The organism is Pacificimonas pallii (genome assembly GCF_019204005.1).
Classification (GTDB): domain Bacteria; phylum Pseudomonadota; class Alphaproteobacteria; order Sphingomonadales; family Sphingomonadaceae; genus Pacificimonas; species Pacificimonas pallii.
The window spans coordinates 62,239-80,214 of the sequence record NZ_JAGSPA010000001.1 but is presented as its reverse complement, the minus strand read 5'-3'; the positions used below and the strand labels follow the sequence as shown (position 1 = coordinate 80,214).

The 17,976-nt window shown below is 61.6% G+C and carries 11 protein-coding genes; 6 read left to right on the top strand and 5 right to left on the bottom strand.

What is annotated here, in order from left to right:
* Positions 1–160 precede the first annotated feature (160 nt).
* The 4 genes from KCG44_RS00395 (at position 161) to KCG44_RS00380 (ending at position 9,353) form a co-directional block, all read left to right on the top strand.
* Positions 161–1,606, top strand: coding sequence for an NAD(P)-dependent oxidoreductase (locus KCG44_RS00395; RefSeq protein WP_218443504.1), 1,446 nt, complete (start codon positions 161–163; stop codon positions 1,604–1,606).
* A gap of 39 nt (positions 1,607–1,645) precedes the next feature.
* Complete coding sequence (locus KCG44_RS00390; RefSeq protein WP_218443503.1) at positions 1,646–2,296, top strand: DUF2059 domain-containing protein; 651 nt, start codon at positions 1,646–1,648, stop codon at positions 2,294–2,296.
* A 107-nt stretch (positions 2,297–2,403) separates the two neighbouring features.
* Positions 2,404–6,957, top strand: coding sequence for a glutamate synthase large subunit (gene gltB / locus KCG44_RS00385; protein ID WP_439651398.1), 4,554 nt, complete (start codon positions 2,404–2,406; stop codon positions 6,955–6,957).
* Positions 6,958–7,010: 53 nt separating this feature from the next.
* The gene (locus KCG44_RS00380; protein ID WP_218443501.1) at positions 7,011–9,353 is read left to right on the top strand and encodes a patatin-like protein; all 2,343 of its coding nucleotides are present in this window, start codon (positions 7,011–7,013) and stop codon (positions 9,351–9,353) included.
* Positions 9,354–9,401: 48 nt separating this feature from the next.
* On the opposite strand, the gene KCG44_RS00375 is transcribed toward KCG44_RS00380, so the two are convergent.
* The 5 genes from KCG44_RS00375 to KCG44_RS00355 form a co-directional block, all read right to left on the bottom strand.
* Positions 9,402–11,459: a S9 family peptidase gene (locus tag KCG44_RS00375; RefSeq protein ID WP_218443500.1), complete on the bottom strand. Its 2,058-nt coding sequence runs from the start codon at positions 11,457–11,459 to the stop codon at positions 9,402–9,404.
* A 128-nt stretch (positions 11,460–11,587) separates the two neighbouring features.
* On the bottom strand, positions 11,588–12,856 hold the full coding sequence (gene purD / locus KCG44_RS00370) for a phosphoribosylamine--glycine ligase (RefSeq protein ID WP_218443499.1): 1,269 nt from the start codon (positions 12,854–12,856) through the stop codon (positions 11,588–11,590).
* A 62-nt stretch (positions 12,857–12,918) separates the two neighbouring features.
* Positions 12,919–13,836, bottom strand: a complete 918-nt coding sequence (locus KCG44_RS00365) for a hypothetical protein (protein ID WP_439651411.1) — start codon at positions 13,834–13,836, stop codon at positions 12,919–12,921.
* Positions 13,837–13,867: 31 nt separating this feature from the next.
* Entirely contained in the window at positions 13,868–14,833 is a 966-nt protein-coding gene (locus tag KCG44_RS00360) for a diacylglycerol/lipid kinase family protein (RefSeq protein ID WP_218443496.1), read from the bottom strand.
* An 8-nt stretch (positions 14,834–14,841) separates the two neighbouring features.
* Complete coding sequence (locus KCG44_RS00355; protein ID WP_218443494.1) at positions 14,842–15,351, bottom strand: DUF2141 domain-containing protein; 510 nt, start codon at positions 15,349–15,351, stop codon at positions 14,842–14,844.
* Positions 15,352–15,564: 213 nt separating this feature from the next.
* Between KCG44_RS00355 and lptF the strand changes: the two genes are divergently transcribed.
* Both lptF and lptG read left to right on the top strand, forming a co-directional pair.
* Positions 15,565–16,797 carry an LPS export ABC transporter permease LptF gene (gene lptF, locus KCG44_RS00350; RefSeq protein ID WP_218443493.1) on the top strand — a complete coding sequence of 411 codons (1,233 nt, stop codon included), beginning with the start codon at positions 15,565–15,567 and terminating at the stop codon, positions 16,795–16,797.
* Positions 16,797–17,891, top strand: a complete 1,095-nt coding sequence (gene lptG, locus KCG44_RS00345) for an LPS export ABC transporter permease LptG (RefSeq protein WP_255536234.1) — start codon at positions 16,797–16,799, stop codon at positions 17,889–17,891. The genes lptF and lptG overlap by 1 nt, the downstream gene beginning before the upstream one ends.
* Positions 17,892–17,976 lie beyond the last annotated feature (85 nt).

Here is a 17,976-nt window from a genome sequence, read left to right as displayed (position 1 = left end):
AGACTAATTTGCAGGGTCGTTTAGGAGTCGGTTGGATAAATCTTGAAATACTCTTCTAAAAGGGCAGTGTAACTGTCATAAACCTGATAAATGACGTGACTTTCAGCGTTTTCCCGATTAATCAGCATGATGAAACCCATTGCAGGACGGGCGGGAACCTATGGCGGCATCGGATATGCTGAAATTCACGAAGATCGCGCAGGACTATCCCGTCAAGCGCGACGCGGAGGAACGTGACGACGATTTTCTGGAAATCAGCCGACCCTATATCACGGACAAGGCCGAAGAGCAGTCGTCGCGCTGTTCCCAGTGCGGCGTGCCCTTCTGTCAGGTTCACTGCCCGCTGCACAACAACATTCCCGACTGGCTGCGCCTGACGGCGGAAGGGCGGCTTGAAGAAGCCTATGAGATGGCCGCGTCCACCTCGACCATGCCGGAAATCTGCGGCCGTATCTGCCCGCAGGACCGCCTGTGTGAAGGCAATTGCGTTATCGAGACTTCCGGGCATGGTGCGGTCACCATCGGCGCAGTCGAAAAATATATCACTGACAATGCGTGGGAAAATGGCTGGGTAAAGCCGATCGGCATTCTGCGCGATCGTTCGCACCGTAGCGTCGGCATCATCGGTTCCGGCCCCGCCGGTTTGACAGCGGCAGAATTGCTGCGCCGCAAAGGCTATAAGGTCACCGTCTATGACCGGCATGACCGCGGCGGCGGGCTGCTGACCTACGGCATTCCGGGTTTCAAGCTGGAAAAATATGTCGTCGGCCGCCGTCTGAAACGGCTGGAGGAGGCGGGTATTGTCTTCAAATATGAGTTCGAGGTCGGCACCGACGCGACGATGGAGCAGCTGCGCGCCGAGCATGATGCGATCCTGATCGCCACAGGTGTCTATAAGGCGCGCGCGCTACAGGCGCCGGGCGTCGGCACGGGCGGTATCGTAAAGGCGCTCGACTATCTGATCGCATCGAACCGCAAGGGTTTTGGCGACGACGTGCCGGGCTTCGATGACGGCACATTCAATGCCGCCGGAAAGCGGGTCGTCGTGATTGGCGGCGGCGACACGGCCATGGACTGTGTGCGCACCGCGGTCCGGCAGGGCGCGAAAAGCGTGAAATGCCTGTACCGCCGCGACCGCGCCAACATGCCGGGTAGCGCCAGCGAAGTGAAAAACGCCGAGGATGAAGGCGTCGAATTCGTCTGGCTGACGGCGCCGTCCGCGTTTGAGGATAGGGATGGTTCCGTCTCCGCCGTGCGCGGCACGCGCATGAAGCTGGGCCAGCCCGGCCCCGATGGCCGCCGCCAGCCCGAACCCGGCGGCGAGGATTTCCGCGAAACCGCCGACCTTGTCATCATGGCGCTCGGTTTTTCGCCCGAAGACCTGCCACAGATGTTCGGCACACCCGAACTCGGCACCACCCGCTGGGGCACACTGCGCACCGATCACAAAACCATGATGACCAGCCTGGACGGTGTCTTCGCCGCTGGCGACATCGTGCGCGGCGCATCGCTGGTCGTTTGGGCGATCCGCGATGGCCGCGACGTGGCGAAGACCATGCACAGCTATTTGATGGCGAAGGATGCCGCGGAGAAGGTGGCGGCGTGAAAGATGTGACAATCATCACCGATGAACGGAGACAATAGCATGAAGACTGTATTCCAGGCGGGAACGGCCGCGATCTGCATGGTTCTGATGTCGGCCGGAAGTGCCGCAAATGCGCAGGTAAATGATGGCGCGGACGCCCGCCTCGCCCTTGCGACGGAGGTTGTCGACGACCTGCTGCCGGATGGCTTCTATCGCAAGATGATGGAGGACACGATGGATCAGATGATGAACCAGGTGATGGGCTCCATGATGGACATGACGCCCGCCGATATGGGCGTCGATGCGTCGATGTCCGAGGAGGCGCGCGCGGCGACCGAAGGCAAGTCCATGCGTGAGGTCGCTACTGCGGCTGACCCCGCCTTTGAAGAACGCATGCAGATCACCATGAAGATCATGAACGCCGAAATGGCCAACCTGATGGAGAAAATCGAACCAAGCGTGAAATCGGCCCTGTCACAAAGCTATGCGCGGCGCTTTAGCGCCGATGAGCTGACCGACATTGCCGGTTTCTTCGACACGCCATCGGGCGGGAAATTCGCGGCGGCCTATATGGCGACCTTTACCGACCCGGAAATGATGCAGGCAATGCAGGCCTTCGTTCCGGAGATCATGCAGGCGATGCCGGGGATCATGGTGAAGGTGCAGGAGGCGACCGCGCATCTGCCGCCTGTGAAGAAGCCGGGCGAGTAGGTCCTCTTCCCGCTTGAGGGGAGAAGCTCGGCGCAGTTTGGCGAGGCAAACCAGCCGCCGAGTCGTCGTGTCCACTCCCTCAGATGGGAGAGAGATGAAATGAAAGCATGAAGATGACCGACATCCACAGCGAACGCGAACGTCTTGCCGCCGAGGGCATGTATCGTCCCGATATGGAGGGCGATGCGTGCGGTGTCGGCATGATCGCGGCGACGGACGGCAAGGCGTCGCGGCGGGTCGTGCAACTGGGGATCGATGCGCTGAAGGCGGTCTATCATCGCGGTGCGGTGGATGCCGACGGCAAAACCGGCGACGGCGCGGGCATCCATGTCGAACTGCCGGTGGCGTTCTTCAACCAGCATATCGAGCGTACCGGCCACCGGCCGCGCCGGGATAGCCTGCTGGCGGTTGGCCAGGTGTTCCTGCCGCGCACGTCACTGGCGGATCAGGAGACGTGCCGCGCGATCGTCGAGTCCGAGATTCTCGATTTCGGCTATCAGATCTATGGCTGGCGGCAGGTGCCGGTGAACACCAGTGTGATTGGCGAGAAGGCGCGCATGACGCGGCCCGAGATCGAACAGATCATGATCGCGGGCCCCAACCCCGGACCGGACTACTCGCATCAGGCGAAGTTCGAAAAGGACCTCTATCTGGTCCGCCGCCGCATCGAAAAGCGCGTCATCGCGGCGCAGATCAAGGATTTCTACTTCTGTTCTCTGTCGTCGCGCTCCATCATCTACAAGGGGCTGTTCCTGGCGGAGAGCCTAGCGGACTTCTATCCCGATCTGAACGATGACCGGTTCACCAGCCGCTTTGCGATTTTCCATCAGCGCTATTCCACAAATACCTTCCCGGAATGGTGGCTGGCACAGCCGTTTCGCACGCTGGCCCATAATGGCGAAATCAACACGGTGCGCGGCAATAAGAACTGGATGAAGAGCCACGAAATGCTGATGGCCGCCGAGGCGTTTGGCGACCATTCGGCGGAAGTGAAGCCGGTCATTCCGGCGGGCGCGTCGGACACGGCGGCGCTCGATGCGACGTTCGAGGTGATGGTGCGTTCGGGCCGCGATGCGCCGACGGCGAAACTGATGCTGATCCCGGAGGCGTGGTCGAAAGATTCGACGCTGCCCGATGAGCACCGTTCGATGTACGCCTTTTTCGCCTCGGTCATGGAGCCCTGGGACGGCCCCGCCGCCGTCGCCATGACCGATGGCCGCTGGATGGTCGCGAGTGTCGACAGGAATGCGCTGCGCCCCATGCGCTACACGATTACGGGCGACAATCTGCTGCTCGTCGGGTCGGAGACCGGCATGGTCCCCGTCGCCGAGGCGAATGTGGTTGAGAAGGGCGCGCTTGGCCCTGGACAGCTGATCGCCGTCGATCTGGAAGAAACGCGGCTTTATCATGACCGGGAGATCAAGGACCGGGTCGCGGGCGCGAAGAATTACGCTGAACTGATCGCGAATTTCACGACGTTCGAGACGCTGCCAGGCGCCGATGCGCCGGAACCGCAGCCGGAATATGAACGCGCGGAACTGCGCCGGCGTTTGGTGGCGGCCGGTATGACCATGGAGGACATGGAGCTGATCCTGTCGCCGATGGTCGAGGAGGGGAAGGAAGCCATCGGATCGATGGGTGACGATACGCCGCTGGGTGTGGTCAGTCCCAATCCGCGCACGTTCAGCCATTTTTTCCGGCAGAATTTCAGCCAGGTCACGAATCCGCCCATCGACTCCCTGCGCGAATCGCGGGTGATGTCGCTGAAGACACGGTTTTCCAACTTTACCAACGTGCTGGATGAAAAGGCCGATCAGCGCGGCGTGATGGTCGCGAAATCGCCCGTCCTGACCAACCGCGACTGGCACGTGCTGAAGCGCCATTTCGGCTGTGGCGACGAAAATGGCATGTCCGCGGAAATCGACTGTACGTTTCCTGTCGGCGGCGATCAGAACGATCTGCGCGACGCCATCAAACGCGTGCGCGAAGAGGCGGAACATGCTGTCCGTTCCGGCAAGTCGCAGCTGTTCCTGACCGACGAGCATGTCGGACCGGACCGTATGGGAATCACCATGATCCTGGCGGCGGCGGGCGTGCATACGCACCTGGTCAGAAAAGGTCTGCGGTCATATGCCAGCATCAATGTGCGTTCGGCGGAATGCCTCGACACACATTATTTCGCCGTCCTGATCGGCGTCGGGACAACGACCGTGAACGCCTATCTGGCGCAGGAGGCCATCGCGGCCCGGCATGCGCGCGGCCTGTTCGGGGATGTGTCGCTGGATCAGGCGGTGCAGCGCTTCAAGACAGCAATCGACGGCGGTCTTTTGAAGATCATGTCGAAGATGGGGATTTCCATCATCTCCTCATATCGCGGCGGCTATAATTTCGAGGCGGTGGGGATCTCCCGCAGTCTGGTGCAGGAATTCTTTCCCGGCATGCCGTCAAAGATTTCGGGCGAGGGTTTTGCCAGCCTGCACCAGTCGGCCTGCGACCGGCATGAAGAGGCGTTTGACGAAGATGTCACCGCGCTGCCCGTGGGCGGTATGTATCGCTATCGGTCGGGCGCGGAGCCGCACGCCTATCAGGCGAATCTGATCCACCTGTTGCAGGAGGCGGTCGCGCGGGGGTCCTATTCAGCCTATCAGCAGTTCAGCCGGGGATGCGCGGACCTGGACCCCATCTATCTGCGCGACCTGATGGGCTTCACCAGTGCCGCGAAGCCGGTGCCCGTCGATGAGGTCGAAAGTATCTCGGAAATCCGCAAGCGCTTCGTGTCGCCCGGCATGTCGATGGGCGCGCTGAGCCCGGAGGCACATGAAACGCTCGCCATTGCCATGAATCGCATCGGCGCAAAGGCCGTGTCGGGCGAGGGCGGCGAGGACAAGAAGCGCTTTACGCCCTATGCGAACGGCGACAATGCGAACTCGACAATCAAGCAGATCGCGTCGGGCCGCTTTGGCGTGACGGCGGAGTATCTGAATGCCTGCACCGAGATCGAGATCAAGGTGGCACAGGGGGCAAAGCCAGGGGAAGGCGGTCAGCTGCCAGGGTTCAAGGTCACCGACCTGATCGCGAAACTGCGGCATTCCACGCCGGGCGTCACGCTGATCAGCCCGCCGCCGCATCATGATATTTATTCGATCGAGGATCTGGCGCAGCTGATTTACGACCTGAAACAGATCAACCCGACCGCGCGTGTCTGCGTGAAACTGGTGAGCTCGGCAGGCATCGGTACCGTCGCGGCGGGAGTGGCAAAGGCACATGCGGACGTCATTCTGGTCGCTGGCCATACCGGCGGTACCGGTGCCAGTCCGCAGACCAGCATCAAATATGCCGGTACGCCGTGGGAAATGGGCCTTAGCGAGGTCAATCAGGTGCTGTCGCTAAATGGCCTGAGAAGCCGTGTGAAACTGCGCACCGATGGCGGGATCAAGACCGGACGCGATGTCGTGATCGCCGCGATCCTGGGTGCTGAGGAATTCGGGATCGGGACGCTGAACCTGGTGGCGATGGGCTGCATCATGGTGCGTCAGTGTCATTCGAACACCTGTCCGGTGGGCATCTGTACGCAGGATGAGGCACTGCGGGCGAAGTTCACCGGTACACCGGAAAAGGTCATCAACCTGATCAGCTTCATCGCCGAGGAAGTGCGCGAAATCCTTGCCTCGCTCGGTATGCGCAGCCTGGACGAAGTCATCGGCCGTACCGAGCTGCTACGGCAGGTCTCACGCGGCGCCGAGCATCTTGACGATCTCGACCTGAACCCGATTTTGGCAAAGCCCGATGTGCGCGAAAACGCGCAAAGGCGTTTCAACATAGAGGGGCACAGAAACGAAGTCGCCGACACGCTCGATGCGCAGATTATGGCGGACGCCGCGGCCGTTTTTGAACGGCGGGAAAAAATGCAGCTGACCTACGCGGTCAGAAACACGCACCGCGCCGTCGGCACGCGCCTGTCCCATCACATCGTCAAGACCTACGGGATGGACGGCCTGGATCCGGGGCACGTGCATGTACGTCTGCGCGGGAGTGCCGGGCAGTCGCTCGGTGCCTTTGCGGTGCAGGGCCTGACGCTGGAGGTGCTGGGCGATGCCAATGACTATGTCGGAAAGGGCCTGTCCGGCGCGCGCATCGTGGTGCGTCCGCTGGTATCCTCGCCGCTGAAATCGAACGAGAATGTGATTATCGGCAATACCGTTCTTTACGGCGCGACGTCGGGTGAACTGTTCGCGGCGGGGATTGCGGGCGAGCGCTTTGCCGTGCGGAATTCCGGCGCGACCGTCGTGGTGGAAGGCGCCGGCGCGAATGCGTGCGAATATATGACGGGCGGACTTGCCGTGATCCTGGGACCGGTCGGCGACAATTTCGGCGCGGGCATGACGGGCGGCATGGCCTATATCTATGACGAGGCCGGCGATTTCGAAACGCGCCTGAACCCTGAAAGTGTCGTTCATGGCCCGGTACGCTCCGCGCATTGGGAGGCGCATCTGCGCTTCGCCATTGAAAGTCACTGGCACGCGACAGAGTCGAAATGGGCCAAGGCCATATTGGACGACTGGACCGACGCACTGCCGAAATTCGTACAGGTCGTGCCGAAAGAGATCCTGCACACGCTGGAGGCCCCGCTGGACGAAGACGAAGTCGTAGCGGCGGAGTGACATGAACCGCGCGGCGATTGCGCTGCCCGGATCGTCCGACTAACTTCTGCGCCATGCAGGAGAAAGAACTTCGCCTCGCGCTGGTCTGCTATGGCGGAATCAGTCTGGCCGTCTACATGCATGGCATCACCCGTGAAGCCTGGAAGCTGCTGCGCGCATCGCGGGCACTGACGGCGGGCGAGCCCCGGCCCGCAGACGATACCGAGGCGGTCTATTACGACCTCCTCGCGCGCGTGGGCAAACATATCCGTTTGCGCGTGATGGCCGACATTATCGCGGGGGCGTCGGCGGGCGGGATCAACGGCATCTTTCTGGCAGAGGCGATTTCGTCAGGCCGTTCGCTCGACCCGCTGGTCGACCTGTGGCTGGAAAAGGCCGATATCGACGAACTGCTGGACGAAGAAGCGCGGTTGGGATCGAAGCTGACCAAATTGATGTCCGGGCCGCTGATGATGTATCTGCGCCGCCGCCGGAGCGCGGATTTCATAGGCGAGATCGAGGAACCGGACACCCGCAGGGAAGTCGAGGAAAAGCTTGCCCGCTTCATCCGGTCGCGCTGGTTCAGCCCGCCCTTTTCAGGCAGCACCTTTTCGGGCTTCCTGCTTGATGCGCTTGAGGCGATCCATAACAGTCCTGACGGGCCGCCGCTGCTGCCGAACGGCCAGCCGCTTGATCTGTTCGTGACGGTGACGGACTTTGCCGGACATCCGGAAAAGTTAAGACTGCACAGCCCGAAGCGGATCGTCGAGACGGAACATCGCAAGATCATCGCGTTTCGCGACAGCGGCCATAATGGCGCCAACCGACACCTTGCCGCGCTGCCCAGTCTTGCCTTTGCAGCGCGCGCGACGGCGAGTTTTCCAGGTGCCTTCCCGCCATTCCGGACGCTGGAGATGGATGAGGTCGTCAGTGCCCGCGGCGGCAGCTGGGGTGATCGCGACGCGTTTCTGCGCAAGGTCTTTCCGCACCGGGCCGAAAAGCGGGTGCGGGAAACCGCATCGCTGCTGGACGGTTCCATTCTGAACAACGCCCCCTTTCGTCCGGCCATTGCCGCGCTCAAGAACCGCCCGGCGACGCGGGAAGTCGACCGGCGATTTGTCTATATCGACCCGAAACCCGGAATTCGTTCGATCGGGGGCAGGAGCGGCAATGACGATGCCGTCAGTGAAGAGCCACCGGGGTTCTTCACGACGATCCTGAAATCCCTGAGCGATATTCCGCGCGAACAGCCAATCCGCGACGATCTGGATGCGCTGCAGGGGATGAGCAGGCGGGTACGGCGCATGCAGCATGTGCTGGCGGGGATCGCGCGTTCGACGGATGCGGAGATCAATGAAGCCTTGGGCCTGCGTACATTCACACTGAAGCCGAGCGTGGCCAGATTGTCGGCGCTGCGGGACAAGGCCAATGCCGCCGCCGTCGCGCGGGCAGGCTATGCCTATCCCGGCTACGCACATCTGAAGCTGTCGCAGATCGTCGAAACGATGGCGGTGACGATGGTCGACCTGGGCGGCCATGGCGATCCGGGACCGGGCGAGGATGTGCGCCGCGCGCTATGGGCGTGGGTGCACCACAATAATATTGACGAGATCACGCGAACGGTGAAACCGAAACTGGCGGCCGCCGATAAATATGTCGGGTTTCTGAGAAGTTACGACCTGGGTTACCGGACACGCCGCGTGCGCTATGCGATGCGTCAGCTCGGTACGCTTATTGATACGCTGACGGGTGAGGACCGGGACGTGGCGGAAGGCGCCAAGGCCGTCCTGTACGAGATGCTCGCGCCGTTTCTCGACCGGCGCAATCGCAGTTTTTTTGGTGACAATGTGCGGTCGGCGGCGACTGATATCCTTAAGGATACCGGCGCAGCGGTAAGGGCATATGGGAATGCGCTTGCGCTTGTCGATTGCGACCAGCGCGCGGACGAGCGGTTTTCGAAAATGCTGCGGCAGGCGGACCTGCCGCCCGCCGTGCGGCGGGTCATATCGCGGGCGTGGCTGGGTTTTTCCTTCTATGATATCGCAACATTTCCGTTGCTGCAGGGCGAGGGCCTGGATGAATATGACGAGATCAAGGTCGACAGGATTTCCCCCGACGATGCGACGAGCCTGCGCGCCGGAGGGGCGGAAACAACGCTGAAGGGCATTCGGTTCAACAGTTTCGGCGCCTTCTTCAGCAGGGCGTACCGCGAAAACGATTATCTATGGGGCCGCCTGCATGGGGCGGAGCGCCTGGTCGACATCGTGCTGTCGACATTGCCAACCGAGCATCAGCTCTATGACGATGAAATATATGTCATGAAGCGAAATGCCTTCCGGGCGATCCTGAATGCGGAGGAAGGCCGTTTGACGCGCGTGCCCGAACTGATCGCGGAGCTGCGGGCCGAGGTGGGGTGAGGCGGCGTCAGCGGCGTGCGTAACGGGAACGGAGGGAAAGCCTCTCGGCTACTCCCCCGTTTTGATCTGCGTCAGGAAGAACGCCTGCTCCTCCGCTTTTTCGCGTAGTGAATCGAAGCGACCCGATTTGCCGCCATGGCCTGCGCCCATATTGGTTTTCAAAAGCAGGATATTGTCGTCCGTCTTTGTCGCGCGCAGGCGGGCGGCCCATTTGGCGGGTTCCCAATAAGTGACGCGCGGGTCGTTAAGACCGGCGGTGATGAGGAGCGGCGGATAATCCTGCGCGCTGACCTGATCGTAGGGGGAATAGGACAGCAGCAATTTAAACGCCTCTGCATCCTCGATCGGATTGCCCCATTCCTGCCACTCGCCCGGGGTCAGCGGCAATGTGTCGTCGAGCATGGTGTTGAGCACATCCACGAAGGGAACATGCGCCGCGACCGCGCCGAACAGTTCGGGTGCCTGATTGATGACCGCGCCCATCAATTCCCCGCCAGCAGACCCGCCGGACGCGGCGATCCGGCCTTCCGAAGTATAGCCTTCCTTGACAAGATGCCGGGCTACGTCGATGAAATCATTGAACGTATTCGTCCGCTTTTTCAGCTTGCCGTCCAGATACCATTCATAACCAAGATCGTCTCCGCCGCGCACATGCGCGATCGCAAAGCCGTAGCCGCGATCAAGGAGCGACAGCCGTGCCGAAGAGAAGCCCGGCGGGACCGCATAGCCATAGGCGCCATAGGCATAAAGGTGAACGGGGCGGCTGCCGTCCTTTGGAAAATCCTTTCGGTAAACGATCGACAGCGGCACCTTCGTGCCGTCGCGGGCCGTGGCGGTAAGACGCTCGGTGACGTAATTGTCGGCGTCATATCCCGATGGAATTTCCTGTACTTTCAGCACTTCGAGCGCGCCCGAAGCAAGATCGTAATCATAGACGGTGTCTGGCGTGACCATCGATTCATAGTCGATGCGCAATTTGGTCTGCGCATATTCGGGATTGTTGCCGAGGCTCGCATCATAGCTGGCCTCTGGAAACCGCACGCGGGTTTCGCCGCCGCCATCATAGTCACGCAGGCGAATATGACTGAGACCGCCGATACGCTCCTCGATGACCAATATGTCGCGAAAGCTGGTCACGCTGCGCAGGTAATGGTCGTCGGACCCGGCAATGAGCTCCGACCATTCGCCGGGGGTGGCGGCGGGAGCCGTCACGAGCCGGAAATTGGGATGTGTGTCGTTGACGCGAATAAAGAGGGTACCGTCGCGCTCGTCGAGGTCATATTCACGGCCCTCGTCGCGGGCGGAAACCAGCATGGGCGCGGCGGTGAAGTCGGCTGCGGGCAGCAACCGCACTTCGCTGGTCGTATTGGTGCCGGTACTCAGGATGGCCCAGCTTCTCGATTGCGACAACCCGATGCCAACGCTGAATTCGGGGTCCGATTCGCGGTAGATTTCGCGAGGGTCGCCGCCGCCCAATTCATGGTGCAGCACGACCTTGGACCGCCAGTTCTCATCAGCGATCGTGTAGATGAAACCGGCCGAATCCGCCGCCCAGACGATGTTGAAGACATTCTCGATGCGGTCCGGCAGAAGTTCCCCGGTTTCCAGATTCTTGATATGCAGCGTGTAGCGTTCCGAACCATTATCATCGCTGGCATAGGCGAGCAGCTTTCCATCCGGGCTGACCGAGAACATGCCGATACGGAAATAATCCTTCCCGGCGGCCAAAGCGGGTTCGTCGAGGAGGACGTCGCTTTGTTCGGTACCCACGGGACGGCGGTACCATGTGCGGTACTGCGCACCCTCCTGAAACGCCCACCAATATTCATAGTCGCCGTCCTTTTGCGGGACGGACGCGTCATCTTTTTTGACGCGCCCTTTCAGCTCCTCGAACAGCGTCTCGACCAGCGCGTCATGAGGGGCCATCGCGGCTTCGAAATAGGCGTTTTCGGCGTTTAGATAGGCCAATACGCCCGCATCATCGACCTCGGGATATTTGCGGTCACGCAGCCATGCATAGGGGTCCTGCACCGTAATGCCGTGCCGGGTAAAACTGGATGGCCGGACCTCGGCCACGGGGGGCGAGGGAAGGTCGCTGGTTGCCATGTGCTGGTTCTCTCCGTGATGTTTCGCCGCGGCTGTCGCGGCCGAAAACGTGATGGCAGATAGGGCGAGAAGAAAGATGCGCATTGGAGTCTCCCGGTCGGAAATGGTGCTCGCGTCCTGGATGAAACCTAGCGGTTCAGCGCTCGGGCACCAATATCCCTGCGCCAGAACGCATCCGGCCAGTTGATCCGTTCGATGGCCGCATAGGCCGTGTCCGCGGCATCCCGCAGCGACGGGGCCATCGCCGTTATATTCAGGACGCGGCCGCCATTGGCAACCAGCGTTGCACCATCCCGCTTCGTGCCTGCATGGAAAACCTTCGCGCCTGTCGCCTCGGCATCGGAAATGCCCGTTATGGTGCCGCCCTTTCTGGGCGTTGACGGATAACCCTCCGCCGCCATCACGACCGTCATCGCGGCATCGTCGTGCCACTGCACCGCAAAATGCGCGAGTTCGCCATCAACTGCCGCCAAAAGCGCGGGCAGGAGATCGGATTTCATGCGCATCATCAGCACCTGACATTCCGGATCGCCGAAGCGCGCATTATACTCGATAAGCTGCGGGCCCCTGGGTCCGATCATCAGCCCTGCGTAAAGCACGCCAGTGAAGGGAGACCCCTCCGCCGCCATTGCGCGCGCCGTCGGCTCGACAATCTCTGTCATGACGCGCGCCTGCATCGCATCGTCCAGAATGGGCGCGGGCGAATAGGCCCCCATGCCGCCGGTGTTCGGACCCTTGTCGCCATCATGGGCACGCTTGTGATCCTGCGCGCCGATGAGCGGGAGGACCGTCTCGCCGTCGCAGAGCGCGAAGAAGCTGGCTTCCTCGCCCTCCAGAAACTCCTCGATGACGAGCTCCGCGCCCGCCTCGCCAAAGCTGCCGCCGAGCATATCGTCAATGGCGGCATGCGCCTCTTCCCGGCTGGCGGCGATAACGACACCCTTGCCTGCCGCCAGCCCGTCCGCCTTGACCACGAAGGGCGGTTCCCGGCCGCCGAGAAACGCCTTCGCGTCGGCAGCCTGCCGGAACCGCCCATAGGCGGCTGTCGGGATGCCGTATTTCGCGCACAGATCCTTCGTGAAACCCTTCGACCCCTCCAGACGGGCGGCGCGCGCGGAAGGTCCGAAGACCTTCTTGCCGTGCTTTGAGAGTGTATCGGCAAGGCCGTCGACCAGAGGCTGTTCGGGGCCGATTACAGTCAGTTCGACATTGTTCTGATGGATGAAGTCGACCACCGCCTGATGGTCGGTGACGTCCAGCGATACGCATGTCGCGCCGTCATCCGCCATGCCGGGATTGCCGGGCGCGGCATAAAGTGTCGTCAGCAAGGGCGACTGGGCGAGCTTCCACGCGAGCGCATGTTCACGCCCGCCGCCGCCGATCAGGAGGATGTTCATAGGGCTGGCTTTAGCGAGCAGGGGGGTGTCTCCGCAAGGTCGTCGCCTTTGCCGGGATGTGCCTATTTGATTGCACCACTGGCGAGCAGCCTGGGCAGCAGGCCGATGCCAGCGAGTATGGGGTGGCGCCGCTGCCAATCGGTGATCTTTATGTCGGTTTCGGCATGGCGGTTTATCTTCCACGCGAGATAGTCGATGCCGCCGTCGAACGTGGCGGTCGCCTTGGCCAGGCGGGCAAGGGAAATGAATTTGCCGTCGCGGCGGTAGCGCGACCAGCGGCGTTCGCCAGCCTTGCGGTCGGCGGGGGCGGTGAGATGGATGGATTTGCCGTCAATCCTGGCGGGAATGTCCGCGGCCGCCAGCGCCGGGATCGTGAGCGCTTCGTACCATCCCGGCGCGGCGTCGAAGATGATATTGGAGCGGGTCCTGCGCTCGGCGCGCAGTTCCGCGGCATAGGTGAGCGCGAAGGCGCCGGACCAGAGATCGTTCACCTGAAGCAGGTCCGGGAGGAGCGGCCGCGCCGCGCCGATCAAGGCCGCGGGCGCCGCCGCGGCTGCCGCCGCGATCGTTTCCGCCGCCGCATCGCCGCACTGCCATACCAGGCGCGACGGCTGCGCAAAGCGGGCCCAGACGGAAACACTGCGGCTTTTTCCCGCGCATTGGCGGCGGAAATCATCAAGGCTGAGCACGGCGTATTTCGCCGCAAGGCGGTCATGCTGTGCGTGGAACACATTGGGCGGGATCAGACGGTTGGCCCGGGCCAGCCACGCCTTGTCATAGGCGCGGTCATAGCTTTCCACGATCAGGTAGAAATCAAGCATGAGCCCGTCGAGCCGGGATTCCCGCAGGCAGGAGCCATAAAACAGCACGCCAAGCGCGCCGTCATAATGCGCCGCGATGTCGGCAGCGAAGGCCGTTATGCGCGGATCGACGGGCCGTGCGAGTTCCTGGCGGTAGATATCGGTTAGCGGCACGACAATCCTATCGCACATCCGGTGCGATGCGCGGAGATTAGGCCGCGAGTTTCAGAAAATTTACCGGCTTCGTGGGCGTCAATACGATGGCTCCCCCCTTTGCCGCGCGGAAATGCTCGCCGTCCAGAATCACGTCCGAACTCGATCCGGAGATACGGATTTCGTCGCCGCGGTCGAGATGCAGCCCGTTGAACTTTGCGCGATCGAAACGCTGGAACAGCGCCATGAACGCCGCCTTCAGGATTGCGCCGCGCGACCGCTCAATCAGCATTAGGCCAAGGCGGCTGTCATTCGCGGCGCCGCCTGGAATGTTCAGCAGCACTTTTTCCAATGTGGTCACCATCAACAGGCAGAACTTCCCCTCAAGCTTACCAGCGCGCCGGACCGAGACGCTCAGCCGCTCGCCGCTGCCGGGGCCGAAGCGGTCCGGCAGACCAAGAAAAATCGCGCCGAACGCCATGATCGACGTCAGTACATGTGCCACCCAGTTTGGCAGGCCAAGCGGATAAAGCTTATGCCGGCAGAACAGGATCGACGAGGCAAGACCCGCACCGCCCAGGAACATGCCCATGACAGGGCGGTTCATGGTGCCGTCGCTAAGCGAGATCAGCTTGCGCGGCGTAACATAATCTTCAAGGCCCGTTTCGGCGATTTCGAGAATACGCTGAAGCGCCTTTAGCGGGTCGGTGCCACTGCCCAGGTCCGCCGCGATCAGATTTGTCTTCCCATTCGGAAGCACCGCGACAGGCGGCGGCGTGTCGCCGAACGGCTTGCCATGATGCATTTCCGTAAGGGTGGCCTGCACGGTGCCATCGCCGCCATTGATAACCAGAATACGCGGCCGGGTGCGTGCGATGGTTTTCAGCGCGACACGAATTTCACTGACGTCGTTCACCTCATAATGAAAGATATCGGGCGACCGCGCGGTGAAATCGCGCACGCGCGGCAGATGCGCGCGGTTTCCCGTCGAGCAGGGGTTGGACAGAAGTGCGACAGTCCCCATTGCGGTCTCTATTTATCCTTTACCGGGCCGAAGCCGAACAGGCCGCGGTGGTAGTTCATGACTATCGTCATCGGCGTGACGCCGGCCTTCGCATTGAAGGCCGCGACCTTATATTTCGGTTTTGCGAGCTTCATCTTCGGATTGCCGGGCAGGCCCGCGCCATCCTCAAAAGGGTCGAGTTTGCCGTTCTTTTCGCGATCGTGCATCACGACCATGGCCATTTCGCCGACATAAGGCAGCTTCACGCAGATATCCATGTCGCCGGATGCCGTGACAGGCACATCGACACGCTGGATCCACTCGCCGCTTTCCAGAAATTTATCGGGATCATTTGGATAAAGCTGGACCCGGACCTGTCCCGCACGATCCTTCAGACCCGTGATACGTACAAGCGCCGCAGGCTTCGTGACATTGGCCACGCACGCACTGGGGTCCGGTCCGAGAAGCGTGCGCGCGGATGCCGCCGTCGCCCCTTGCGATGCGGCGAGTGTCGCCATCACCGCGATTGCAGTCCCCACTGCGAATGAAACCCTACTGCGTACCATAACCCTGTTCACACCTCTTATGACCTTTACGAGACATCCTGCACGCCGCTAGGACAAGGGATGCGAGCTGGCACAGGCGATGAGGCGTCTGACCAGCGTTGATTTGTATATTTGCTTTGCTTGCGGCCAAAGTTGGGCAGGCGGCGGGCAAAACTTGGCAGGATTGGGCATCTTAGAGGAAACGCGATGCTTGCCGCCCGCTTCGATAGATATATTGCGCGCAAGATCGCGCTGCCGCTGATCGGCACACTTTTGATCGCTGCGATGCTGCTGCTTCTTGATAAGATGTTGCGACTGTTTGACTTTGTAGTCAACGAAGGCGGGCCGATCAGCGTTGTATGGCGCATGCTGGGCAACAGCTTTCCGCAATATCTGGGCCTTGGCATTCCCGTGGGGCTGCTGCTGGGGGTTTTGCTCGCATTTCGGAGCCTTGCGATGTCGAGCGAGCTGGACGCGATGCGCGCGGTGGGGATTTCCTATGTCCGGCTGCTCCGCGTGCCCTATCTTTACGCCGCCGCCCTTGCCGCGCTGACGTTCGTGATCGTCGGCTTCGTCCAGCCGATGTCACGCTACACATATGAAGCGCTTGAGTTCGAGCTGAGGTCAGGCGCGCTGGGCGCCACGGTGGACGTTGGCGAGTTCGTCAAGGTGGCCGAGGATACGACGCTGCGCGTGGAGGAGAGCCATGACAGTGGCCGCGACCTGCGCGGGATTTTCCTGCATACGGACCGAGAGGACGGGCGCACCGCGACGGCCACGGCCGCGGCCGGCCAGTTCATGTCGACGGATGACCCCGACATCATCCTGCTGCGCCTTGCCGAGGGCGTGCTGGTGCATGACGGGCCTGAATTCCGCGAACCGCGGGTATTGTCGTTCGAGAATTACGATCTGGCGGTGCCGTTGCCGAAAATCGATGTCTTCCGGTCGCGGGGCGACGGCGAGGACGATCAGGAATTCACGCTGCCCGAACTTTGGCAGGCGTCGGGGGCGCCCGCACCGGAACTGGCAGCCGCGAACCAGCGGGCGATCGAGGCGAATCTGCACCGCCGACTGGTCCAGGTCATCGTCGTGTTCGTGATCCCGCTGCTGGCGATTTCACTGGCGGTGCCGGCGAAGCGGTCATCAAGCGCCCTGGGTGTGTTTGCAGGCCTGATTATCCTGGTCGTTTACAATGAAATATCGGAAACCGCAGAGCGCGCGGGCGCGTCAGGAGACGTGCCCATCGCGTGGAGCCAATGGGGCAGTTTCGCCGTTTTTACGATCATGTGCCTGTGGTTCTTCTACGTGCTTGCGTTCAAGCCCGCCGGACAGCCGATTGGCATGCTGGAAACGGCATTCGCACAATTTGCCAAGCCGGTGAAGAAACTGGCGCGCTGGATGAGAATGCGGATGCGGCGCGCGCGAAAGGCGGCGGTCTGATGCGCGCGCTCTGGCCGTCAAACACGCTTGCGCTATATCAGGCGAAGATGCTGGGGCTGCGTATCATTGCCTTCGCCTTCGTGCTGATTGGCATGCTGCAGATGCTGGACCTGCTGTCGGAATCGGAAAAAATCCTGGCCATTCCCACAAATGGCAATGCCGATTTGTGGACATATGTGAAGCTGCGCGTGCCGCAGCTTGCGGACACATTTCTGCCCTTCTCTGTCCTGCTTGGGGCCATCGTGACCTGGTCGAGCCTGTCGAGTTCCAGCGAGATTGTCATCATGAAGGGGGCGGGCATGTCACCGCACCAGATATTGTGGCCGATGATGGGGACGGCGCTGATCGTCGCGATCGGACATTTCGTCTTTGCCGAGACGGTATTGCCGCGCACAAATGCCGAGCTGGATGCGTGGCAGAAGGCGGACTATGCGCGCATGCCGGACGACCCGGTAAAGGCGCAGTTCGGCAAATGGCAAACGGCAGGCGGTGACATGCTGCTTGCGGGGCGCGTCGAGGGCGAAGGTGCGGACATGATCCTGTCCGACGTCGAGGTTTTCCGCCGGGAAGACAAGGCGCTCAAGGAAATTTTCGAAGGCGCCAGAGCCGTTCCCGACGGCGATGGCTGGGTGCTGTCGGATGCGCGGCGTTTCGACGTGGCGCGGGGAACGATGCGGGAAGTCGGCAGCGTGCGCGTCGGCAAGGGGATCGCACCGACGCATTTTTCCATCGAGGTGCCTGATCCCGATGAAGTGAACAGCCGCCAGCTCGCGGCCGCCATCGAGAGGATGAAGGCGAGCGGAAAGGCGACCGACGGCCTGGAAACGGCACTGTTCCAGAAATACTGCGCGCCGCTATCGGCGATCCTGATGCCGCTGCTGGGCGCAGTCGCGGGTTTTGGTCTGGCAAGGTCCGGGCGGCTTTTCCTGCGCGCGGTGGTGGGAATGGTGCTGGGATTCGCCTATTTCGTTGCGGATAACGCCATGCTTGCCATGGGTGAATTCGGAGCCGCGCCGCCGCTTCTTGCGGCGTGGGGCCCTTTTGTGCTGTTTTTTCTGGTGGGCGAGGCCCTGCTTTTCCGAACCGAGGAATAATCGCGGCGAAGCCGACACGTCCGCGCGGCAATGCGCCCGAGCCATGAGACGGGCATTGCCACCACAGTAACGTCTCCTCGCCCCA